This is a genomic window from Serratia sp. CY83965 (assembly GCF_052166375.1).
Lineage (GTDB): Bacteria > Pseudomonadota > Gammaproteobacteria > Enterobacterales > Enterobacteriaceae > Serratia > Serratia marcescens.
This window is the reverse complement of sequence record NZ_JBJNOV010000001.1, coordinates 834,558-855,646: the sequence shown is the minus strand read 5'-3', so window position 1 is coordinate 855,646 and position 21,089 is coordinate 834,558. Positions and strand designations below refer to the sequence as shown.

The 21,089-nt window shown below is 59.8% G+C and carries 14 protein-coding genes; 7 read left to right on the top strand and 7 right to left on the bottom strand.

The genetic code is table 11. The features are described 5' to 3' along the window. Window positions 1–103: 103 nt before the first annotated feature. Complete coding sequence (gene ansB, locus ACJ8PL_RS04205; RefSeq protein ID WP_143778795.1) at window positions 104–1,150, bottom strand: L-asparaginase 2; 1,047 nt, start codon at window positions 1,148–1,150, stop codon at window positions 104–106. Between the two features lie 148 nt (window positions 1,151–1,298). Here ansB and ycaO point away from each other — a divergent pair, with 148 nt between their 5' ends. The 4 genes from ycaO to pflA all read left to right on the top strand — a co-directional run bounded on the left by ycaO (window position 1,299) and on the right by pflA (window position 7,743). After that, window positions 1,299–3,062, top strand: a complete 1,764-nt coding sequence (ycaO, locus tag ACJ8PL_RS04200; protein ID WP_033640817.1) for a 30S ribosomal protein S12 methylthiotransferase accessory factor YcaO — start codon at window positions 1,299–1,301, stop codon at window positions 3,060–3,062. A 461-nt stretch (window positions 3,063–3,523) separates the two neighbouring features. After that, window positions 3,524–4,384 (top strand): formate transporter FocA, encoded by an 861-nt coding sequence (gene focA / locus ACJ8PL_RS04195; RefSeq protein ID WP_004928284.1) that lies wholly within the window; start codon window positions 3,524–3,526, stop codon window positions 4,382–4,384. Window positions 4,385–4,438: 54 nt separating this feature from the next. Further along, complete coding sequence (pflB, locus tag ACJ8PL_RS04190) at window positions 4,439–6,721, top strand: formate C-acetyltransferase (protein ID WP_016928324.1); 2,283 nt, start codon at window positions 4,439–4,441, stop codon at window positions 6,719–6,721. Window positions 6,722–7,002: 281 nt separating this feature from the next. Continuing rightward, window positions 7,003–7,743, top strand: a complete 741-nt coding sequence (gene pflA / locus ACJ8PL_RS04185; protein WP_016928325.1) for a pyruvate formate lyase 1-activating protein — start codon at window positions 7,003–7,005, stop codon at window positions 7,741–7,743. A gap of 48 nt (window positions 7,744–7,791) precedes the next feature. On the opposite strand, the gene ACJ8PL_RS04180 is transcribed toward pflA, so the two are convergent. Then, window positions 7,792–8,943: an MFS transporter gene (locus tag ACJ8PL_RS04180; RefSeq protein ID WP_028127990.1), complete on the bottom strand. Its 1,152-nt coding sequence runs from the start codon at window positions 8,941–8,943 to the stop codon at window positions 7,792–7,794. Window positions 8,944–9,106: 163 nt separating this feature from the next. On the opposite strand from ACJ8PL_RS04180, the gene ACJ8PL_RS04175 reads away from it, so the two are divergent. Further along, entirely contained in the window at window positions 9,107–9,472 is a 366-nt protein-coding gene (locus ACJ8PL_RS04175; RefSeq protein WP_033640818.1) for a DUF1801 domain-containing protein, read from the top strand. A 53-nt stretch (window positions 9,473–9,525) separates the two neighbouring features. Here ACJ8PL_RS04175 and serS read toward each other — a convergent pair whose 3' ends face one another. From serS to lrp, 5 genes are all read right to left on the bottom strand, one after another. After that, window positions 9,526–10,818, bottom strand: coding sequence for a serine--tRNA ligase (serS, locus tag ACJ8PL_RS04170; protein ID WP_016928328.1), 1,293 nt, complete (start codon window positions 10,816–10,818; stop codon window positions 9,526–9,528). Between the two features lie 109 nt (window positions 10,819–10,927). Continuing rightward, window positions 10,928–12,214 (bottom strand): replication-associated recombination protein A, encoded by a 1,287-nt coding sequence (locus ACJ8PL_RS04165; protein WP_167796704.1) that lies wholly within the window; start codon window positions 12,212–12,214, stop codon window positions 10,928–10,930. Between the two features lie 67 nt (window positions 12,215–12,281). Then, complete coding sequence (gene lolA, locus ACJ8PL_RS04160) at window positions 12,282–12,893, bottom strand: outer membrane lipoprotein chaperone LolA (protein ID WP_015377319.1); 612 nt, start codon at window positions 12,891–12,893, stop codon at window positions 12,282–12,284. A gap of 198 nt (window positions 12,894–13,091) precedes the next feature. Then, a complete protein-coding gene (locus ACJ8PL_RS04155; RefSeq protein ID WP_442530838.1) occupies window positions 13,092–16,841 on the bottom strand; it encodes a DNA translocase FtsK 4TM domain-containing protein in 3,750 nt (1,249 codons plus the stop codon). A gap of 120 nt (window positions 16,842–16,961) precedes the next feature. After that, window positions 16,962–17,456 carry a leucine-responsive transcriptional regulator Lrp gene (gene lrp, locus ACJ8PL_RS04150; protein ID WP_004928318.1) on the bottom strand — a complete coding sequence of 165 codons (495 nt, stop codon included), beginning with the start codon at window positions 17,454–17,456 and terminating at the stop codon, window positions 16,962–16,964. Between the two features lie 654 nt (window positions 17,457–18,110). Between lrp and trxB the strand changes: the two genes are divergently transcribed. Beyond that, entirely contained in the window at window positions 18,111–19,082 is a 972-nt protein-coding gene (gene trxB / locus ACJ8PL_RS04145; RefSeq protein WP_016928331.1) for a thioredoxin-disulfide reductase, read from the top strand. A 238-nt stretch (window positions 19,083–19,320) separates the two neighbouring features. Continuing rightward, window positions 19,321–21,087, top strand: coding sequence for a heme ABC transporter permease/ATP-binding protein CydD (gene cydD / locus ACJ8PL_RS04140; RefSeq protein WP_442530837.1), 1,767 nt, complete (start codon window positions 19,321–19,323; stop codon window positions 21,085–21,087). Window positions 21,088–21,089 lie beyond the last annotated feature (2 nt).

Below are 21,089 nucleotides of genomic sequence, written 5' to 3'. Positions count from 1 at the left end.
CCCTGCGACATGGGGAAATTCAGCGGGTTAACGCGGTGTTTTATGCTGTATTCAGCCGAGATGGCTGCGGGAGCCCGGACGGCCCCCGCAGGAGAGAAAACGATCAGTACTGATTGAACATCTGCTGGATCTGCTTCGCGTCTTTGGTTTGCGTCAGCGCCAGCTGCAGCAGAATGCGCGCTTTTTGCGGATTCAGCGTGCCGGCGGCCACGAAGCCGTATTTGGCGTCGTCCACTTCCGCATCCTCGGTGGTCGCGCCGGTTGGCACGCGCGAAGAACGCACCACCGCCACGCCGTTGTGCGCCGCCGTCGCCAAGGTGTCGAACACGGTTTTATACAGGTTACCGTTGCCGACCCCGGCGCTGACGATGCCCTGATATCCTTCGGCGATCAGCGCCTTGGCCGGCGCATCGGAGGCGTTGGCGTAGTTGTAGATGATGCCGACCTTCGGCAGCTCGTTCAGCTTGCTGACGTCGAACGGCGTCTCCCGGGTATGCTTGCGCTGCGGCGAACGCTGGTAATCGATCTTGCCGTTGTGGATGTACCCCAGCGGGCCGAAGTTCGGCGACTGGAAGGTCTGCACGGCGGTGGTATTGGTCTTGGTGACGTCGCGCGCGTCCAGCACGGTGTCGTTCATCGCCACCAGCACCCCGCGGTTGGCCGATTGCGGATCCGCCGCCGTCACCACCGCGTTATACAGGTTGAACGGGCCGTCGGCGCTCATCGCCGTCGCCGGCCGCATCGCCCCGACCAGCACCACCGGCTTGTCGCACTTCACCGTCAGATCGAGGAAATAGGCCGTCTCTTCCAGCGTATCGGTACCGTGGGTGATGACGAAGCCGTCGGTTTTGCCGCAGTCGGCGTCAATTTTCTTCGCCAGCGTCAGCCAGACCTGATCGTTCATGTCCTGCGAGCCGATGTTCACCACCTGCTCCCCCCGCACGTTGGCGATGTTTTTCAGCGCCGGCACCGCATCGACCAGCGCCTCGACGCCCAGCTTGCCCGCGGTATAGTTGGATTTCGTCGCCGAATCGCCGCCGCCGGCGATGGTGCCGCCGGTCGCCAGCAGGGTGATGTTGGGCAGCGCCAGCGCCGAAGCGCTGACGCCGGTCAACAAGAGGGTTAACACGCTGAGTTTCACTGATTTCATTAGATTTCTCCGTGACAGATAACTCGCTGAATTATGGCCTTTATCCTTAAAAAAACTGTGACTTTGCCACCGCTTTAGGAATACGTGGAGCTCCAGCGTAAAACCCCGTATCATTGCGCGTTTTTAGTACGCGCAAAAAGTGAAGACAATGACGCAAACTTTTATCCCCGGTAAAGACGCCGCCCTGGAAGACTCCATCGCCCGTTTCCAGCAGAAACTGAGCGACCTCGGTTTCAACATCGAAGAAGCCTCCTGGCTGAACCCGGTGCCGCACGTGTGGTCGGTGCACATTCGCGATCGCGATTGCCCGCTGTGCTTCACCAACGGCAAAGGCGCCAGCAAAAAAGCCGCGCTGGCCTCCGCGCTGGGTGAATATTTCGAGCGCCTGTCCACCAACTACTTCTTTGCCGATTTCTATCTGGGCCGGCAGATCGCCGAAGGCGACTTCGTGCACTACCCGAATGAGAAATGGTTCCCGATCCCTGAAGACGACGCGCTGCCGGCCGGCATCCTCGACGAACGCCTGCACGCCTTCTACGATCCGCAGCAAGAGCTGAGCGCCAGCGATCTGGTCGATCTGCAATCCGGCAACGCCGATCGCGGCGTGTGCGCGCTGCCGTTTACCCGTCAGTCCGACCAGCAAACCGTGTACATCCCGATGAATATCATCGGCAACCTGTATGTTTCCAACGGTATGTCCGCCGGCAACACCGCCAACGAAGCGCGCGTGCAGGGTCTGTCGGAAGTGTTCGAGCGTTATGTGAAAAACCGCATCATCGCCGAATCCATCAGCCTGCCGGCGATCCCGGACGAAGTGCTGAACCGCTACCCGGGCGTGGTGGAAGCCATCGCCAAGTTGGAAGAGGAAGGTTTCCCGATCCTCTCCTATGACGCCTCGCTGGGCGGCAACTACCCGGTGATCTGCGTGGTGCTGTTCAACCCGACCAACGGCACCTGCTTCGCTTCATTCGGCGCGCATCCGGACTTCGGCGTGGCGCTGGAGCGCACGGTAACCGAACTGCTGCAGGGCCGCAGCCTGAAAGATCTCGACGTGTTCACCGCGCCGACCTTCGATGACGAAGAAGTGGCGGAACACACCAACCTGGAAACGCACTTCATCGACTCCAGCGGCCTGATCTCCTGGGATCTGTTCAAACAGGATGCCGATTACCCGTTCGTTGACTGGAACTTCAGCGGCAGCACGCAGGAAGAGTTCGCCACCCTGATGAGCATCTTCGACAAGGAAGACGCGGAAGTGTACATCGCCGACTACGAGCACCTGGGCGTCTACGCTTGCCGCATCATCGTGCCGGGCATGTCCGATATCTACCCGGCGGAAGACCTGCTGCTGGCCAACAACAGCATGGGCGCGCACCTGCGCGATACGCTGCTGGCGCTGCCGGGCAGCGAGTGGGAGCCGGAAGAATACCTGGCGCTGATCGAGCAACTGGACGACGAAGGGCTGGACGATTTCACCCGCGTACGCGAACTGCTGGGCATTGCCAGCGGCAAAGACAACGCCTGGCATACCCTGCGCGTGGGCGAGCTGAAGTCGATGCTGGCGCTGGCGGGCGGCGATCTGGATCAGGCGCTGATCTGGACCGAATGGACGCAGGACTTCAACGCCTCGGTGCTGAGCCCGGCGCGCAGCAACTACTACCGCTGCCTGCAAACGCTGCTGCTGCTGGCGCAGGAGCCTGAACGCGAAGCGGCGCAATACTATACCGCGTTCGTGAAAATGTACGGCCAGGAAGCGGTCGACGCCGCCTCCGCCGCCATCAGCGGTGAAGAGCGCTTCAACGGGCTGTTCGCCGTCGATGCCGATCTGAAGGCGCTGCCGGCGCATCAGGCGCTGCTGGCGGCTTACGAGAAGCTGCAGGCGGCCAAACGCCGCCACTGGGCCAAGGCCTAAGCATCATCAGGGGGTGCCACCACTTTGGGAGTACCCCTGTTGCCAAACGCCGCACTCCGTTGCGGCGTTTTCATTTTTGCGGTTTATTTCAACGCATTTGGTTTTATTTTTTCGCCGGGAAATAGGCGGTTAAACGGCCATAAAAATAAATAAACCGTCAATTGTTGCCGGACGGTGAAATAATAATTAACCGATAATTAAACTTTCAGCGCCGCACGGCGACAAAACGCCTAAAAATTTAACTTTACTCTACGCCGACCATTCGGTGTATTCAAAAAAATTTGCAAACATTAAAAAAATGTTTTTCATTAAAAATCAATAAATTAAACATAAAAACCACACAAAAAACACGCCATTTCGCCGCTCTACTTCCCCGCCTTATGATCCAAATCAAATTTTCCCCTATACTGCTTTGCTAGTATCTCATTGCGTTGTTTTAACCCTTAAGAGCGAGAGTTAGTTTGAAAACTGACAGCCCCTTCGATCTGATTTTACCTGCAGCAACGGCGAAAATCGCTGAAGATGCCGGCGTGTATAAAGCCACCAAACATCCGCTGAAAACGTTTTATTTGGCGATCACCGCCGGTGTCTTCATTTCCATCGCCTTCGTCTTCTACATCACGGCGACCACCGGCACCGCCGGCGTGCCTTTCGGGCTGGCGAAACTGGTCGGCGGCATCTGCTTCTCTCTCGGGTTAATGCTGGTGGTGGTGTCGGGCGCCGACCTGTTCACTTCTACCGTACTTATCGTCATCGCCAAGGCCAGCGGCCGCATCAGTTGGGGCCAGCTGGGCGCCAACTGGCTGAACGTTTATCTCGGCAACCTGGTCGGCGCGCTGTTCTTCGTGGCGCTGATCTGGTTCTCCGGCGAGTATATGGTCGCCAACGGCCAGTGGGGCCTGAATGTTCTGCAAACCGCGGACCACAAGCTGCATCACACCTTTATCGAAGCCGTCTGCCTCGGCATTCTGGCTAACCTGATGGTCTGCCTGGCGGTCTGGATGAGCTACTCCGGCCGTACCCTGACCGACAAGATGCTCGCCATGGTGCTGCCGGTCGGTATGTTTGTCGCCAGCGGCTTCGAACACAGCATCGCCAACATGTTTATGATCCCTATGGGCATCGTGGTCAAACACTTCGCCACGCCGGAATTCTGGCAAGCCGTAGGGGCGGTACCTGAGCAATTCGCTCATCTGACAGTAAGCAACTTCATCATCGACAACCTGATTCCGGTCACCCTCGGTAACATCATCGGCGGCGGTCTGCTGGTTGGGTTGACTTACTGGGTAATTTATCTGCGCGGGGGCCGCGAACAGCACTAAGCTGTGAGTTACCGCGCGCAGAGTTAGAAATCCACAATCAAAGGTAGGTGTACAATGACCGAACTTAACGAGAAATTAGCCAACGCTTGGGAAGGTTTCAGCAAGGGTGACTGGCAGAATGAAGTCAACGTTCGTGACTTCATCCAGAAAAACTACACGCCTTATGAAGGTGACGAATCCTTCCTGGCTGGCGCAACTCAAGCCACCACCACCTTGTGGGACAAGGTTATGGAAGGGATCAAACTGGAAAACCGCACTCATGCGCCGGTTGATTTCGACACCAACGTTGCTTCAACCATCATTTCTCACGACGCGGGTTACATCGCCAAAGAGCTGGAAACCATCGTGGGTCTGCAGACCGACGCCCCTCTGAAACGCGCGCTGATCCCGTTCGGCGGCATCAAAATGGTCGAAGGTTCGTGCAAAGTGTACGGCCGCGAGCTGGATCCGCAGCTGAAAAAAGTGTTCACCGAATACCGTAAAACCCACAACCAGGGCGTATTCGACGTTTACACCAAAGACATCCTGAACTGCCGTAAATCCGGCGTGCTGACCGGTCTGCCAGACGCCTACGGCCGCGGCCGCATCATCGGCGACTACCGCCGCGTGGCGCTGTACGGCATCGACTTCCTGATGGCCGACAAACTGAACCAGTTCAAATCGCTGCAGGAAAAACTGGAAAACGGCGAAGACCTGGAAATGACCATCCAGCTGCGCGAAGAGATCGCTGAACAGCACCGCGCTCTGGCTCAGATCAAAGAGATGGCCGCCAAATACGGCTACGACATCTCCGGCCCGGCCACCAGCGCGCAAGAAGCGGTGCAGTGGACCTACTTCGGCTACCTGGCCGCGGTGAAATCCCAGAACGGCGCCGCCATGTCCTTCGGCCGCGTGTCCACCTTCCTCGACGTGTTCATCGAACGCGACATCAAGGCGGGCAAACTGACCGAAGAACAAGCGCAGGAACTGATCGACCACCTGGTGATGAAACTGCGTATGGTGCGCTTCCTGCGTACCCCTGAGTACGATGAGCTGTTCTCCGGCGACCCAATCTGGGCGACTGAGTCCCTGGCCGGTATGGGCGTCGACGGCCGTACCCTGGTCACCAAAAACAGCTTCCGCTTCCTGAACACCCTGTACACCATGGGGCCGTCGCCGGAGCCGAACATGACCATCCTGTGGTCTGAGAAGCTGCCGCTGAACTTCAAGAAATTCGCGGCGAAAGTGTCCATCGACACCTCTTCCGTTCAGTACGAAAACGACGACCTGATGCGTCCTGACTTCAACAACGATGACTATGCCATCGCTTGCTGCGTCAGCCCGATGATCGTCGGCAAACAAATGCAGTTCTTCGGCGCCCGCGCCAACCTGGCGAAAACCATGCTGTACGCCATCAACGGCGGCGTTGACGAAAAACTGAAAATGCAGGTCGGCCCGAAAGAAGCGCCGATGATGGACGAAGTGCTGGACTATGACAAAGTCATGGCGCGCATGGACCACTTTATGGATTGGCTGGCCAAGCAGTACGTGACCGCGCTGAACATCATTCACTACATGCACGACAAGTACAGCTACGAAGCTGCGCTGATGGCGCTGCATGACCGTGACGTTTATCGCACCATGGCTTGCGGCATCGCCGGTCTGTCCGTTGCGGCCGACTCCCTGTCCGCCATCAAGTACGCGAAAGTCACCACCATTCGCGACGAAGACGGCCTGGCTATCGACTTCAAAGTGGAAGGCGAGTATCCGCAGTTCGGTAACAACGACGCCCGCGTCGATGACATCGCCTGCGACCTGGTGGAACGTTTCATGAAGAAAATTCAGAAACTGCGCACCTACCGCAACGCGGTACCGACTCAGTCCGTACTGACCATCACCTCCAACGTGGTGTACGGCAAGAAAACCGGTAACACCCCGGATGGCCGCCGCGCCGGCGCACCGTTCGGCCCAGGCGCCAACCCGATGCACGGCCGCGACCAGAAAGGCGCAGTAGCCTCCCTGACCTCGGTAGCCAAACTGCCGTTTGCCTACGCGAAAGACGGGATCTCCTACACCTTCTCCATCGTGCCTAACGCGCTGGGTAAAGACGACGACGTGCGTAAAGCCAACCTGGCGGGCCTGATGGATGGTTACTTCCACCATGAAGCCTCCATCGAAGGCGGCCAGCACCTGAACGTCAACGTAATGAACCGCGAAATGCTGCTGGACGCGATGGAAAACCCTGAGAAATACCCTCAGCTGACCATCCGCGTCTCCGGTTACGCCGTGCGCTTCAACTCGCTGACCAAAGAGCAACAGCAGGACGTCATTACTCGTACCTTCACTCAAACGATGTAATAACGCCGACCGGGCGGGAAACCGCCCGGTGCCAACGTCAGGGCCGGTTCTGCCGGCCCTTTTCTCCCACCGCTCTCCCCTGACTCTGTACGAGTCTGTTTTGCCGGACATCTATACTTAAATGGATAGCCGGCAAAACAGTTATCCGGCAACTGACCGGCCGACAGGCATCATTACCCCCGGTGGCGGATCCCCCGCCGCTGCATCGCAGATACCTGGCCGGCGGCCACGCGCCTATTTTTAGACTGCGTTTGACAGTCCATATTGGAGAAAACCCCGCAATGTCAGTAACTGGTCGCATCCACTCCTTCGAATCCTGCGGCACCGTCGATGGGCCCGGGATCCGCTTTATCGTCTTCTTCCAGGGCTGCCTGATGCGCTGCCTCTATTGCCATAACCGTGACACCTGGGACACCCACGGCGGCAAAGAAGTGACCGTCGAAGAGCTGATGAAAGACGCGGTGGCCTACCGCCACTTCATGAACGCTTCCGGCGGTGGCGTGACCGCGTCCGGCGGCGAGGCGATCCTGCAGGCTGAATTCGTGCGCGACTGGTTCCGCGCCTGCCATGCCGAAGGCATCAACACCTGCCTGGACACCAATGGCTTCGTGCGCCGCTACGATCCGGTGATCGACGAATTGCTGGACACCACCGATCTGGTGATGCTGGATCTGAAACAGATGAACGACGATATCCACCAGAATCTGGTCGGCGTCTCCAACCACCGCACGTTGGAATTCGCCCGCTATCTGGCGAAACGCAACCAGCGCACCTGGATCCGTTACGTGGTGGTGCCGGGCTGGTCAGACGACGATAAATCGGCGCACCTGCTGGGCGAGTTCACCAAAGACATGACCAACATCGAGAAAATCGAGCTGCTGCCTTACCACGAGCTGGGCAAGCACAAATGGATAGCGATGGGGGAAGAGTACAAACTGGACGGCGTACATCCGCCGAAGGCCGAGACCATGGATCGCGTCAAAGGCATCCTGGAAAGCTACGGCCACAAAGTGATTTACTGATTGGCGCACGCCAAAAGAAAAACCGGCTCATGGCCGGTTTTTTTATGCTCAGGCGGCGGCGAACGGCGTGTGATGGCGATCCGGCTTCTGCTTTTTCAGCAGCATCAGCAGGTAAACCAGCGCCACGGCGGCGATCATCACAAACAGCACGCGATCGGAATAGTTCTGCATCAGCAGCGCCGTCATCGATGGGCCCAGCAGGCTGCCGATGGTGTAACTCATCAGCAGCGCCTGGTTCATCGCCACCAGTTCGTGCGGCATTGCCTTCTCACAGGCCCAGGACATCGCCACCGGATACAGGGTAAAGCCGGCGCAGCCGAGGATGAACAGCGAAGGCGCCATGGCGTAGTTGCCGAGCATCGCCACGCTGGCGAGGATCACCACGAACACCTGAATGCGCAGCACCAGCAGGCGCCCGTAACGATCGGCCAGGCGCCCGACCGGCCATTGCCCGACGATGCCGGAGCTGACCAGCAGCGCCATCCAGTAACCCACGTTGGCGTCACTCATGCCCTGATGGGAGAGATACAGCGGCATCAGGCCATACAGCGAACCGAGCACGATGCCGGAGATGATGCAGCCGTTGATGCCGAGGCGCGCGCTGCGGCGTCTCAACATTGTCCATACTGCCGCCTGCTGCGGCTCGTCTTCATGGCGGTTGACCCGCGCGAACAGCATTGGCAACATCGCGCTGATCACAATGGCGGTCACCCACGGCACCACGTGCAGCAATTCGGTCGAGGTCATGCTCAACAGCAATTGGCCGGTCACCGTACCGAGGTAATAGACAATCATATAGGCCGCCAGCAGCTGGCCACGGTTGCTCAGGTTACCGCTGCGCAACAGCGCGCTCTCCACGATCACCCAGATCCAGGCGCAACCGACGCCGGCGAAGAAGCGCCAGCCCAGCCAGCTCCAGAAATCGATCGACAGCACCATGCCGGCGGTCGCCGCGGCGAACACCAGACAAGAAAGATGATAGCTGCGGGTAAAGCCGACGCGCTGGATCAGTCTGCCCGCCACCAACGTGCCCAACAGGTTGCCGCTGAAATAAGAGGAGCTGACCATGCCTACCTGCCAGGTTGACAGCTGGGCATGGGTTAACCAAAGCGGCACTAACGTATTCAAAACGGCAATGGATACCGTGAGCAGCAAAAGGCCGCAGAGCAATAGGAGCACTGGGCGGGAGTATGCGGACATAGTGAAATTGTGACCGAACGCGCAATGAGAGTGCGCGCATCATGCCACTGGCGATAAAAAAGTCAATCGCCTCTTATCATTCCAGCGCACGATTTGTTTCCGGCTAAGCGGCTGAAAAAGCGCTATGCTCAGCGCAGAGCGGATTTAACGACGGAGAAGCGAGATGAGTCAGGCAAATAATGCGGCGGTCGAGACCTTGCTGGCGGACATCGGCAGCACGCACGGCGAGCTGCTGGAGATCGTACAACAGGTGCGCCGGGTCGCCACGGCGAGCGGCAGTGGCGTCACCGAATCGGTCAAATACGGCGGCATCATGTTCTCGCATACTCAATTTTTCTGCGGCGTTTTCGCCTACCGCAGTCACGTCACGGTGGAATTCGGCCAAGGGCACCGACTGGAAGATCGCTATCAGCAACTTGAAGGCAACGGCCAATATCGGCGGCACATCAAGCTCCACTCGCTCGCCGAGGTGAAAAGCAAGCATCTGGCGGACTACATTAAACAGGCCTACGCGCTGGCGACAGACTGAATTCTCGACATAAAAAAAGCGCCCGCAGGCGCTTTTTTCTCGTAGCTTGCCGTTTAGCCGATGTATTCCAGGCCGCCCATATAAGGACGCAGCACTTCAGGCACCTGAATGCGACCGTCGGCCTGCTGGTAGTTTTCCAGCACCGCCACCAGCGTACGGCCGACCGCCAGGCCGGAGCCGTTCAGCGTGTGAACCAGACGCGGCTTCTTGTCGGCCTTGCTGCGGCAACGCGCCTGCATGCGACGCGCCTGGAAGTCCCACATGTTGGAGCAGGACGAGATCTCGCGGTAGGTGTTCTGCGCCGGCAGCCACACTTCCAGATCGTAGGTCTTGCATGCGCCGAAGCCCATATCGCCGGTGCACAGCAGCACCTTGCGGTAAGGCAGGTTCAGCAGCTGCAGCACTTTTTCCGCGTGGCCGGTCAGCTCTTCCAGGGCATCCATCGAATCTTCCGGACGGACGATCTGCACCATCTCGACCTTGTCGAACTGGTGCATGCGGATCAAACCGCGGGTATCGCGACCGTAAGAACCGGCTTCCGCACGGAAGCATGGCGTGTGCGCGGTCATCTTCAGCGGCAGAGTTTCCTCTTCCACGATCTCGTCGCGCACCAGGTTGGTCAGCGGCACTTCCGCCGTTGGGATCAGCGCGTAGTTGCTGCTGTCGGCTTCTTCTTCCAGCGGGCGGGTATGGAACAGATCTTCGCCGAACTTCGGCAGTTGGCCGGTGCCATACAGCGTGGCGTGGTTGACCAGATAAGGTACGTAGGCCTCCAGGTAGCCGTGCTGCTCGGTGTGCAGATCCAGCATGAACTGGGACAGCGCGCGGTGCATGCGGGCGATTTGCCCTTTCATGACCACGAAACGCGAACCGGTCAGCTTAACCGCGGCGGCAAAATCCAGCCCGCCGGCCATTTCGCCCAGATCGACGTGATCGCGCACCGCGAAGTCGTACTGGCGCGGTTCGCCCCAGCGGGTGACTTCCAGGTTTTCGCTGTCGTCTTTACCATCCGGCACCGCGTCGTCCGGCAGGTTAGGCAGCGTCAGAGCGTAATCGCGGATCTCGCTTTGCAGCGCATCCAGCGCCGCCTTGGCGGCATCCAGCTTGTCACCCAGCTCGTTCACTTCGCGACGCAGCGGCTCGATGTCTTCCCCACGCGCTTTGGCCGCGCCGATGGATTTCGATCGGGAGTTGCGTTCCGCTTGCAGCGTTTCAGTTTCTACCTGCAGAACTTTGCGGCGTTCTTCCTGCGAACGCAGCAGATCCAGATCGAGTTTAAAGCCTCGGCGAGCCAGTTTGACGGCGACTGCGTCTAGCTCATTACGCAGCAGATTGGGATCGAGCATGCTAATCCTGTGCTTGTTGTTATTGAAAGAAGTGTTGTTGTTCTATGCGGCTGATTTATAGCCGCATAAAAGAAGAGTGATACCCGCTAACCTTACCGCAACGGCCACGCTAGCGGTAGCGTTTTGTCGGGCTATTTTGATCCTGCTCAGCCAGCCATGCCAACTTTTCGCCGATTTTCCCTTCCAGCCCGCGCGAGGTCGGTTGATAGTAGCGCGTATGGGCCATTTCGGGCGGGAAATAGTTCTCACCAGCGGCGTAGGCGTTGGGTTCGTCGTGGGCGTAACGGTATTCCGCCCCCAGCCCCATCTCCTTCATCAGCTTGGTCGGCGCGTTGCGCAGGTGCTCCGGCACGTCATAATCGGCCTGCTCTTTGGCATCGCGCATGGCGGCCTTGAACGCGGTGTAAACCGCATTGCTTTTCGGCGCGCAGGCCAGGTAAACAATCGCCTGCGCGATGGCGCGTTCGCCCTCGGCCGGCCCCACGCGGGTGAAGCAATCCCAGGCGGCGATCGCCACCTGCATGCCGCGCGGATCGGCGTTGCCCACATCTTCAGAGGCAATCGCCAACAGACGGCGCGCCACATAGAGCGGATCGCCGCCGGCGGTAATGATGCGCGCATACCAGTACAGCGCGGCGTCCGGCGCCGAACCGCGCACTGATTTATGCAGCGCGGAAATCAGGTCGTAATAACGATCGCCCTTGTTGTCGAAGCGCGCGCTGCGCTCGCCCGACACCTCTTTCAGCAACTCCGGCGTCAGCACCCGCACGCCTTTGGCATCGATCTCCGCCATGTCCGCCATCATTTCCAGGCTGTTCAGCGCCCGGCGCGCATCGCCGCCCACCAACTCCGACAGCAGGCGGCGCGTTTCCGCGGGCAGCTCGATGTTCTGATTGCCAAAGCCGCGCGCCTTGTCGCTCATCGCCTGATCCAGCACCTGGCCGATATCTTCGGCGGTCAGCGCCTTCAGCAGGTAAACGCGGGCGCGGGACAACAGCGCCGAGTTCAGTTCGAACGACGGGTTTTCGGTGGTGGCGCCGATAAAGGTGATGGTGCCGTCTTCGATATGCGGCAGGAAAGCGTCCTGCTGGCTTTTGTTAAAGCGGTGCACTTCGTCGACGAACAGGATGGTGCGGCGGCCGGCATCGCGGTTTTGCCGCGCCCGCTCAATCGCCTCGCGGATCTCCTTGATGCCGGAGGTCACGGCAGAGATCCGTTCGACATCCGCCTGGCCATAACGGCCGATCAGCTCTGCCAACGTCGTCTTCCCTGTGCCCGGCGGCCCCCATAAAATCATCGAGTGCAGTTGCCCGGCCTCAATGGCGCGCGGCAGCGGCTTGCCGGCGGCCAGCAGGTGTTGCTGGCCGATATACTGCGCCAGCGTGGTCGGCCGCATGCGCGCGGCCAACGGCTGGAACTCGTTCTGGGAAAAATCGAGCGACAGATTATTACTCACTTGCACCTCACTGGCGCTGGTCGTCCAGCGTCACCCCCTTCGGCGGGGTAAATTTGAATTTGGCCGGATCGGCGGCGACGTTCTGCTGGCTTTTCAGCGTATAAGCACTACGCTGGCCATCCTGCTCCACCGCGGCGAAGCTGCGGATGGTGCCGCTGTTGGTCACGCTGATGGCGAATTGCTTCAGGTTGCCGCTGGCGGATTTCGGCGTTAACTCAAAATCATCGCCCTTTTGCTTCACGTTGTACTGTTTCCAGTCGCTGGCATTATTGCGGGTAATCAGCATAAACGGCGTATTGCCGGTGGCGTTCTTCAACCAGGTCGCCGTCACCTGCTCGACGAACGGGTTGTAAAACCACAGGGTTTGACCATCGGAGACCAGCACGCTCTCATCGGGTGACGTCATGTGCCAGTTGAACAGGTTCGGCCGCTTCACCCACAGCTCGCCTTCACCCTGTTGCACCGCGGCGCCTTCGGCGCTGGTCACGGTTTGCGAGAAGCTGGCGTGGAAACTGTTCACCTTCGCCAGGCGACTTTGCAGATCCTGTGCGGCGTCGGCCAGCACGGAGGTAGAAGCGAATCCCGAAAGCAGACAGCAGGCAACTAACAGTTTTTTCATTATTCCAGATACCTTATGAAATGCGTTAACCGCAGGGCGACGCCGTGCGGGTCAATCAACCCTTTACTCCCGTTACTTTACCTGAAGCCGGCGATCGGCCGGTAGGCCAATGTTCCGAGAAGAAACGGGTTTACGCTTCTTTGCACAAGGGCCGCTTAAGCGGCCCTTTCTTATTAAATTGCAATGGCTAAGCGACCATCAATCGTGCCGCGGCGGCGCCAGCACCTCGCGGTTGCCGTTATGCCCCTGCTCGCTGACGATGCCCTGCGCCTCCATCTGTTCGATGATGCGCGCCGCGCGGTTATAGCCGATGCGGAACTGGCGCTGTACGCCGGAGATGGAGGCGCGGCGTTTATCCACCACGAAATCCACCGCCTGGTCAAACAACGGATCCAGCTCTTCGTCGCCGTCCATCCCGCCACCGGCACCGCCCTCGCCGTCTTCGCCGCCGCTGAGAATGCCCTCTTTATATTGGGGCCGCTCGCGCGCTTTCCAATCCTTGACCACCGCGTGCACTTCCTGATCGCGCACGAATGCGCCATGCACGCGCACCGGGATCGAGGAGTTCGGCGCCAGATAGAGCATGTCACCCATGCCCAGCAAGGACTCGGCGCCCCCCTGATCGAGGATGGTGCGGGAGTCGATCTTGCTCGACACGGTAAAGGCGATGCGCGTCGGAATGTTGGCTTTGATCAGGCCGGTGATCACATCCACCGACGGGCGCTGGGTCGCCAGCACCAGATGGATGCCCGCCGCACGCGCTTTCTGCGCCAGGCGAGCGATCAGCTCTTCGACCTTCTTGCCGACCGTCATGATCAGATCGGCGAATTCGTCGACCATCACCACGATGTACGGCTCTTTCTCCAACACTGGCGGCGTGATGTCCATGCTGTCGGTCGGCTTCCAGAATGGATCCGGGATCGGACGCCCCATCGCTTCGGCCTGATCGACGCGCTCGTTGTAGCCGGCCAGGTTACGCACGCCCAGGGCAGACATCAGCTTGTAGCGGCGTTCCATTTCACCCACGCACCAGCGCAGCGCGTTGGCGGCGTCTTTCATGTCGGTGACCACGTCGGTCAACAGGTGTGGAATGCCTTCGTAAACCGACAGTTCCAGCATTTTCGGGTCAATCATGATAAAGCGCACTTCTTTCGGCGTGGCCTTATACAAGATGCTCAGGATCATGGCGTTGACCCCGACCGACTTACCGGAACCGGTGGTACCGGCGACCAGCAAGTGCGGCATTTTGCCCAGATCGGCCACGACCGGTTCGCCGGAGATGTCTTTACCCAATACGATGGACAGCGGCGACGGATTGTCACGGAAAGCCGGGCAATCCAGCACTTCACGCAGATACACCGTTTGCCGTTTGGCGTTCGGCAGCTCCAGACCGACATAAGGCTTGCCGGGGATCACTTCCACCACGCGCACCGCCGAAGTCGACAGCGAGCGCGCCAGATCGCGCGACAGGTTGGAAATGCGCGCCGCTTTAACGCCCGGCGCCAGATCCAGCTCGAAGCGGGTGATGACCGGCCCCGGCAAGATGTCCACCACGTCGGCTTTCACGCGGTAATCGGCCAGGCTGGCCTCCACCAGGCGCGCCTTCTGTTCCAGCGCGAAGGAATCGACCGGCTCCACCTCTTTCGGCGCCTCGGTCAACAGATCCAGCGTCGGCAGCGGCGTGGTCGGCTTCTGCAGCGGCTGATCGTTGCGCATCAGGAACGGGTGAATCAGACTGTCCATCGCAGGATGTTGCTCTGCCTGAGCTTGCTGAGGCTGCTGCTGCGCCGGTTGCTGTGGCTGCTGATATTGCTGCTGCGACGGCTGTTGATACTGCTGTTGCTGCGGCTGCTGGTATTGCTGCTGCGACGGCTGTTGATACTGCTGTTGCTGCGGCTGCTGGTATTGCTGCTGCGACGGCTGTTGATGCTGCTGTTGCTGCGGCTGCTGGTATTGTTGAGGCTGCGGGTGCGATTGCTGAGGTTGGGCAGCCGGCGCCGCCGGCTCAAACTGACCGAACGGCACATCGTCCTCTTGCTCGCTTTGCTGTTCAATGCGCTCTTCAAGCTGCGGGGACAGCGTGAACATCGGCTCGCTCGGGCCATCGTCCACCAGATCCGCCATCGGCGAGAAGCTGAAAGCATTGCGGGTATCGATCGGGCTGGCGGCCGGCGCCTGCGGAGCAGATGCTTGCTGGCCGTAGCGCGCCTGCTGCTGCTCGGCAAACGCCTGGCGCAGCGCGGCCTCTTGCTGCGCCTCTTCGTCGTCCTGTTGATAGCCTTCGCCGTAGCGTTGGTGCTGCTGCTCGGCAAACGCCTTGCTCAGCACGGCTTCCTGCAATGCGCTCTCGTCATCTTGTTGCTCAGGCGCGTAGCTTTCGCCATAGCGCTGGCTTTGCTGCTCGGCAAACGCCTGACGCAGCGCGGCTTCCTGTAGCGCCTCTTCGTCCTGCGGGTTCACCGCCGCCGGCTGCTGAGGCTCCGCCTCTGTCTGGCGCTGTTCCTGTTCGGCCGCACGCTGTGAAGGCAGCTTGATGCCGTAGGAAGCCAGTTCGCGACGGGTCGGGATGCGCACCGGATTCGGCCGCGGCAGCTCAGGGCCGATGCCCTGCTTAACCTGCGGATTGCCGTCACTGGTCGCCGTGAAGGCCGGCATAAAGGTCGCCGCTGCGACGCCCGCAGCAGCGGCTGCCGCCGTATCCGGCTGCGGTTTGGCGCCGGTGGCGCTGAAACCGCTCGAACTGCCGATGTCGACGCTGTCACGCTGTGCGGCGGTAAAATCAAAGGGAGAACGCGCCGGCGGCTGCGGCGCGGCCGGCTCTTGCCAGTTGCCGAGGCGCGGCTCATCGTCATCCTGATAAGGATCGACAGGACGCGTCGCCTTAGGCGCAGGCGTTTCTTCCGGGATCTCGAAGGAATACAGCGGCGGCGTAGCGTCTTGCGCCGGGGCGCTCACCGGGTGCTGATTGACCGAGGCCGGCGCGGCCGGCGCCACCGTTACCGACGGCGCCTGAGCGGCGATCGGCGCAGCAACGGGCTCGTGGATCTCTGCCTTCACCGCCGGTGCAGGCGAAGCCGCCGGCGCGATCGGTGCGGCTTCTGCTTCAAGCTCGTCATCGTCGGCGCGCAGGCCGCTGAGCAACGGATCGGCGGCGTCTTCCGCCGCCGCTTTGGCGCTTTCGGTGACCGAAGGCGCGGAGAACAGCACGTCGTCATCGGCGGCCGCGGCTCCGGCGGCGGTCGCGGCAACCGCTGCGGCGGCGCCCTTCCCTGACTGCTCAGGCTCGTCGTCAACGTAACGCTCGTCATCCTCAAAATAGCGCTCTTCACGACGTGAGCGATTGGTCATCACCGTCGCGACGCCCAGCACCGCACCGCCGATCTTCTCGGCGATCACCAGCCAGGACCAGCCGGTAAACAGCGTCAACCCCGCCGCCCATACGCACAACAGCGCCAGCGTAGCGCCGATGCCGTTGAACCACGGCAACATGGCGTTGCTCAGCAGGCTGCCGATCACGCCGCCGGAAGCGAAGTAATAGAGATCGTCGACGTTCAGCGCCGCCAGCCCGCAGGAGGTGAGCACTAACGCCAGGGTGCCGATCAGGCGCAGGGAAAGCGCGAAATAGTCGATGTAGTCTCTGTTGCTGCGTTGGCGATAAGCCGCCCAGCACAAGACCAGCATGATCGGCGGTATCGCGTAGGCGAGCACCCCGAAGGTGAAGAACAGCGTATCGGCCAACCAGGCCCCGACACCGCCGCCCAGATTGTGAATCGGCTCATGCCACGCGGTCTGCGACCAGCTTGGGTCAGACGGGTTGAAACTGACCAGCGCAGCCATGAGGTAAACGGCAAAAATCGCTACCACGATAAGCACAGCTTCCAGCAAACGCCGGCCACTGCTGAGTCTTTTCAGGGTAACTTCTTTATCTTCTGTATATTCCTGGCTCAAGAAAGGCTCTCCAGGTTCCTGTTAGCTGACATAGCAACAGCGCCGAGAAACTGCCCCGGCGCCGAAACTGTATGAATAAACAGGAGTGTAACCAATTTAATCAGGTTTTGCACCTGCACCTTACCGTGTTTTGATAACCAGACGGTTACTCTGTTTCACTTCTTCCATCACTACGTAGGTACGGGTGTCGTTAACCCCCGGCAAACGCAGCAAGGTTTCGCCCAGCAATTTGCGGTAAGCCGACATGTCCGGTACGCGGGTTTTCAACAGGTAGTCGAAATCGCCGGAAACCAGATGACACTCCTGAATCTCTTCAAGCTTCTGCACTGCCGAGTTGAATTGCTCAAACACATCCGGCGCGCCGCGGTTCAGCGTGATCTCCACGAAAACCAGCAGGGACGCATCCAGATAATGCGGGTTAAGCAATGCGGTATAGCCATGAATGAAACCCTGGCGCTCAAGACGGCGCACGCGTTCCAAACATGGTGTCGGGGATAACCCCACGCGCTTCGAAAGCTCGACGTTCGAAATACGCCCATCCTTCTGCAGCTCATTCAGGATGTTGCGGTCGATACGGTCAAGATCTTTACCCGGGCGTTTCTTGTTGTCTGCCATTATTATTGTCTCTCTTATTTTCTTCCGTGCACTTGCCACACCCTAGCCAACGTCAATGTGTAAGGGTTCGTTCCAAGCGAAGACCCGATGCCTGTCATATGCTTCTTCACTACCATCATTCCACGCCGCGCAGCCTGTCTGTCCAACCCCGCGCGACGCAGGTAACGACGTTTAGGTCGAGAAAAAATCAGCAAACGCTTGCGCGCTCTGCTCCGCCCACCCATCGCGCATTGCCGCCTCGCGGCGCAAATACGTACGATTTGCTGGTGTTACGGGGATAATTTCTTCTTCCTATGATGTTTTCGCAAATGCGCAGCGGATTGTCAAAGTAAAAGAAGCAAAATCAGAACAACGTACCGTCACGAAAAGTCTGCATCCCATTTTTGGTTATGAATCGCTGGCAGATAAACCCCGGCGGGGAGCGGCTGAAGCCGCAGAATGCGCCGTTTTTGCGCGGTTGGCGATTCGGCGGCCGAATGCGGCTTTGATAAGGTAAATTTCTGCGTTCGGCGTACGATTTGCCGACAGCGGGTGCATTAATAGGCGACAACTATCATACAAATCGTTAACAACGTCGCCCGGCGCTTTTTTTACTGCGCCATTTTCCCTACAATCGGCTTCATTGTCCGCCATTGTGGAATAAAGAGGTTATTCATGGGCACGGCTAAACATAGCAAATTACTGATTCTGGGCTCCGGCCCGGCCGGTTACACCGCCGCCGTCTACGCGGCGCGCGCCAACCTGAATCCGGTGCTGATCACCGGTCTGGAGCAAGGCGGCCAGCTGACCACCACCACCGAAGTGGAAAACTGGCCGGGCGACGCCGACGGCCTGACCGGTCCGGCGCTGATGGAGCGCATGCGCGAGCACGCGGAGAAGTTCCAAACTGAAATCGTCTTCGATCATATCAACAGCGTCGATCTGCAGCAGCGTCCGTTCCGCCTGTTCGGCGACAGCGGCGAATACAGCTGCGACGCGCTGATCATCGCGACCGGCGCCTCCGCCCGCTACCTTGGCCTGCCTTCCGAAGACGCCTTCAAGGGCAAAGGCGTTTCCGCCTGCGCGACCTGCGACGGTTTCTTCTACCGCAACCAGAAAGTCGCGGTGGTCGGCGGCGGCAACACCGCCGTTGAAGAAGCGCTGTACCTGTCCAACATCGCCGCCGAGGTTCACCTGATCCACCGTCGCGACAGCTTCCGCTCAGAGAAGATACTGATCGACCGGCTGATGGAAAAAGTGAAAAGCGGCAACATCGTGTTGCACACCGACCATACGCTGGACGAAGTGCTGGGCGATGAAATGGGCGTGACCGGCGTGCGCATCCGCAGCACCAAAGCGGAAAACGAAACCCGTGAACTGGAACTGGCCGGCGTGTTCATCGCTATCGGCCACAGCCCGAACACCGGCATCTTCGGCGGCCAGCTGGAGCTGGAAAACGGCTACATCAAGGTACAGTCCGGCATTCACGGCAATGCGACCCAGACCACTATCCCCGGCGTCTTCGCCGCAGGCGACGTGATGGATCACGTCTACCGCCAGGCGATCACTTCCGCCGGCACCGGCTGTATGGCGGCGCTGGACGCAGAACGTTACCTGGACGGCATCGCCGGCGCAGAAGTCTGCTAAGACGTTTTCATCATCGGCAAAAAGCGGCTCTCGAGCCGCTTTTTTTGTTTCCCCCCTCCGCCCCCCTTCTCGCGTCTGTTATAGCCACATTTGGCCGCTTTATTATTTTCAGTCTGCCGGGTGACGAGGTAACATGGGACCTCGCTTGTTTGTCGCCGATTGCGCCAAACACTATTATTTAACAGTACGTTAACCCAGCCCGTAACAAACGGGCGCCGGCGACGCAGACGCATATCTGATGAAAAAAACCAGACAGCAACAGTTAACCCGTTGGCTTAAAACCCAGAGTTCGTTGGCGCAGCGTTGGCTGCGCCTTTCCATGCTGTTGGGGCTGTTCAGCGGCCTGCTGATCGTGGCGCAGGCGTGGCTGCTGGCCAGCCTGCTGCACGCCCTGATCATCGAACATACCCCACGCGAACAGCTGCTCCCTTCGTTTATCTGGTTGGCCGCCGCGTTCGCATTGCGGGCGCTGTTGAGCTGGCTGCGGGAGCGGGTCGGTTTCCTGTGTGGCCAAGTGATCCGTCAGCGCATGCGCCAGCAGGTGCTGGATAAGCTGCAGCAGCTCGGCCCGGCCTGGATCCAGGGCAAACCGGCGGGCAGTTGGGCCAGCATCATCGTCGAGCAGATCGAGGATATGCAGGACTATTACTCGCGCTATCTGCCGCAGATGTATCTGGCGGTCTTCATCCCGCTGCTGATCCTGATCGCCGTCTTCCCGATCAATTGGGCCGCCGGTTTGATTCTGTTGGCTACCGCGCCGCTGATCCCGCTGTTCATGGCGCTGGTCGGTATGGGGGCCGCCGACGCCAACCGCCGCAACTTCGTGGCGCTGGCGCGATTGAGCGGCAACTTCCTCGACCGCCTGCGCGGCCTGGACACCCTGCGGCTGTTCGACCGCGCGCAGGCCGAAACCGCGCAGATCGCCAAATCCTCCGAAGACTTCCGCAGCCGCACCATGGAAGTGCTGCGCATGGCCTTCCTCTCTTCCGGCGTGCTGGAATTCTTCGCTTCGATTTCCATCGCCGTGGTGGCGGTGTACTTTGGCTTTTCTTACCTCGGCGAACTCAATTTCGGCAGCTACGGCCTCGGCGTAACGCTGTTTTCCGGTTTTCTGGTGCTGATTCTGGCGCCGGAGTTTTTCCAACCGCTGCGCGATCTCGGCACCTTCTACCATGCCAAAGCGCAGGCGGTCGGCGCGGCGGAAGCGCTGGAAACCTTCCTCAGCGCCGAAGGCGAGCAGATGGGCAACGGCACGCGGCAGCTGCCCGCCGATCAACCGCTGACGCTACAGGCGAACGAATTGGAAATTCTGTCGCCGAACGGCGTGTTGCTGGCCGGGCCGCTGAGTTTCACCCTGCAACCGCAGCAGCGCGTGGCGCTGGTCGGGCTGAGCGGCGCCGGCAAAAGTTCGCTGCTCAATCTGCTGCTCGGCTTCCTGCCCTACCGTGGATCGTTGACCGTCAACGGCATCGAACTGCGTGACCTGTCCGCAGAGAACTGGAGGCAGAAGCTGAGCTGGGTCGGGCAAAACCCGCACCTGCCGGCGCAAACCTTGCGCGCCAATATCCTGCTGGGCTGCCCGCAGGCCGATGAAACGCAGCTGCAGCAGGCGGTGGAACACGCCTACGTCAGCGAGCTGTTGCCGTATCTGCCGCAGGGGCTCGACACCGAAGTGGGCGATAACGCCGCCCGCCTGTCGGTCGGCCAGGCGCAGCGCGTGGCGGTCGCCCGGGCGCTGATCGGCCCGCGCCGCTTGCTGCTGCTGGATGAACCGGCCGCCAGCCTCGATGCCCATAGCGAACAACGGGTGATGCAGGCGTTGAATGCCGCTTCGCATCAGCAAACCACCCTGCTGGTGACGCACCAGTTGGAAGATACCGAAGACTACGATCAGATTTGGGTGATGGATAACGGGCGCATCGTGCAACAGGGCGATTACGCCACCCTCAGCGCCCAGCCGGGCCTGTTCGCCACTCTGATCGCCCACCGCCGCGGGGAGCTTTAATC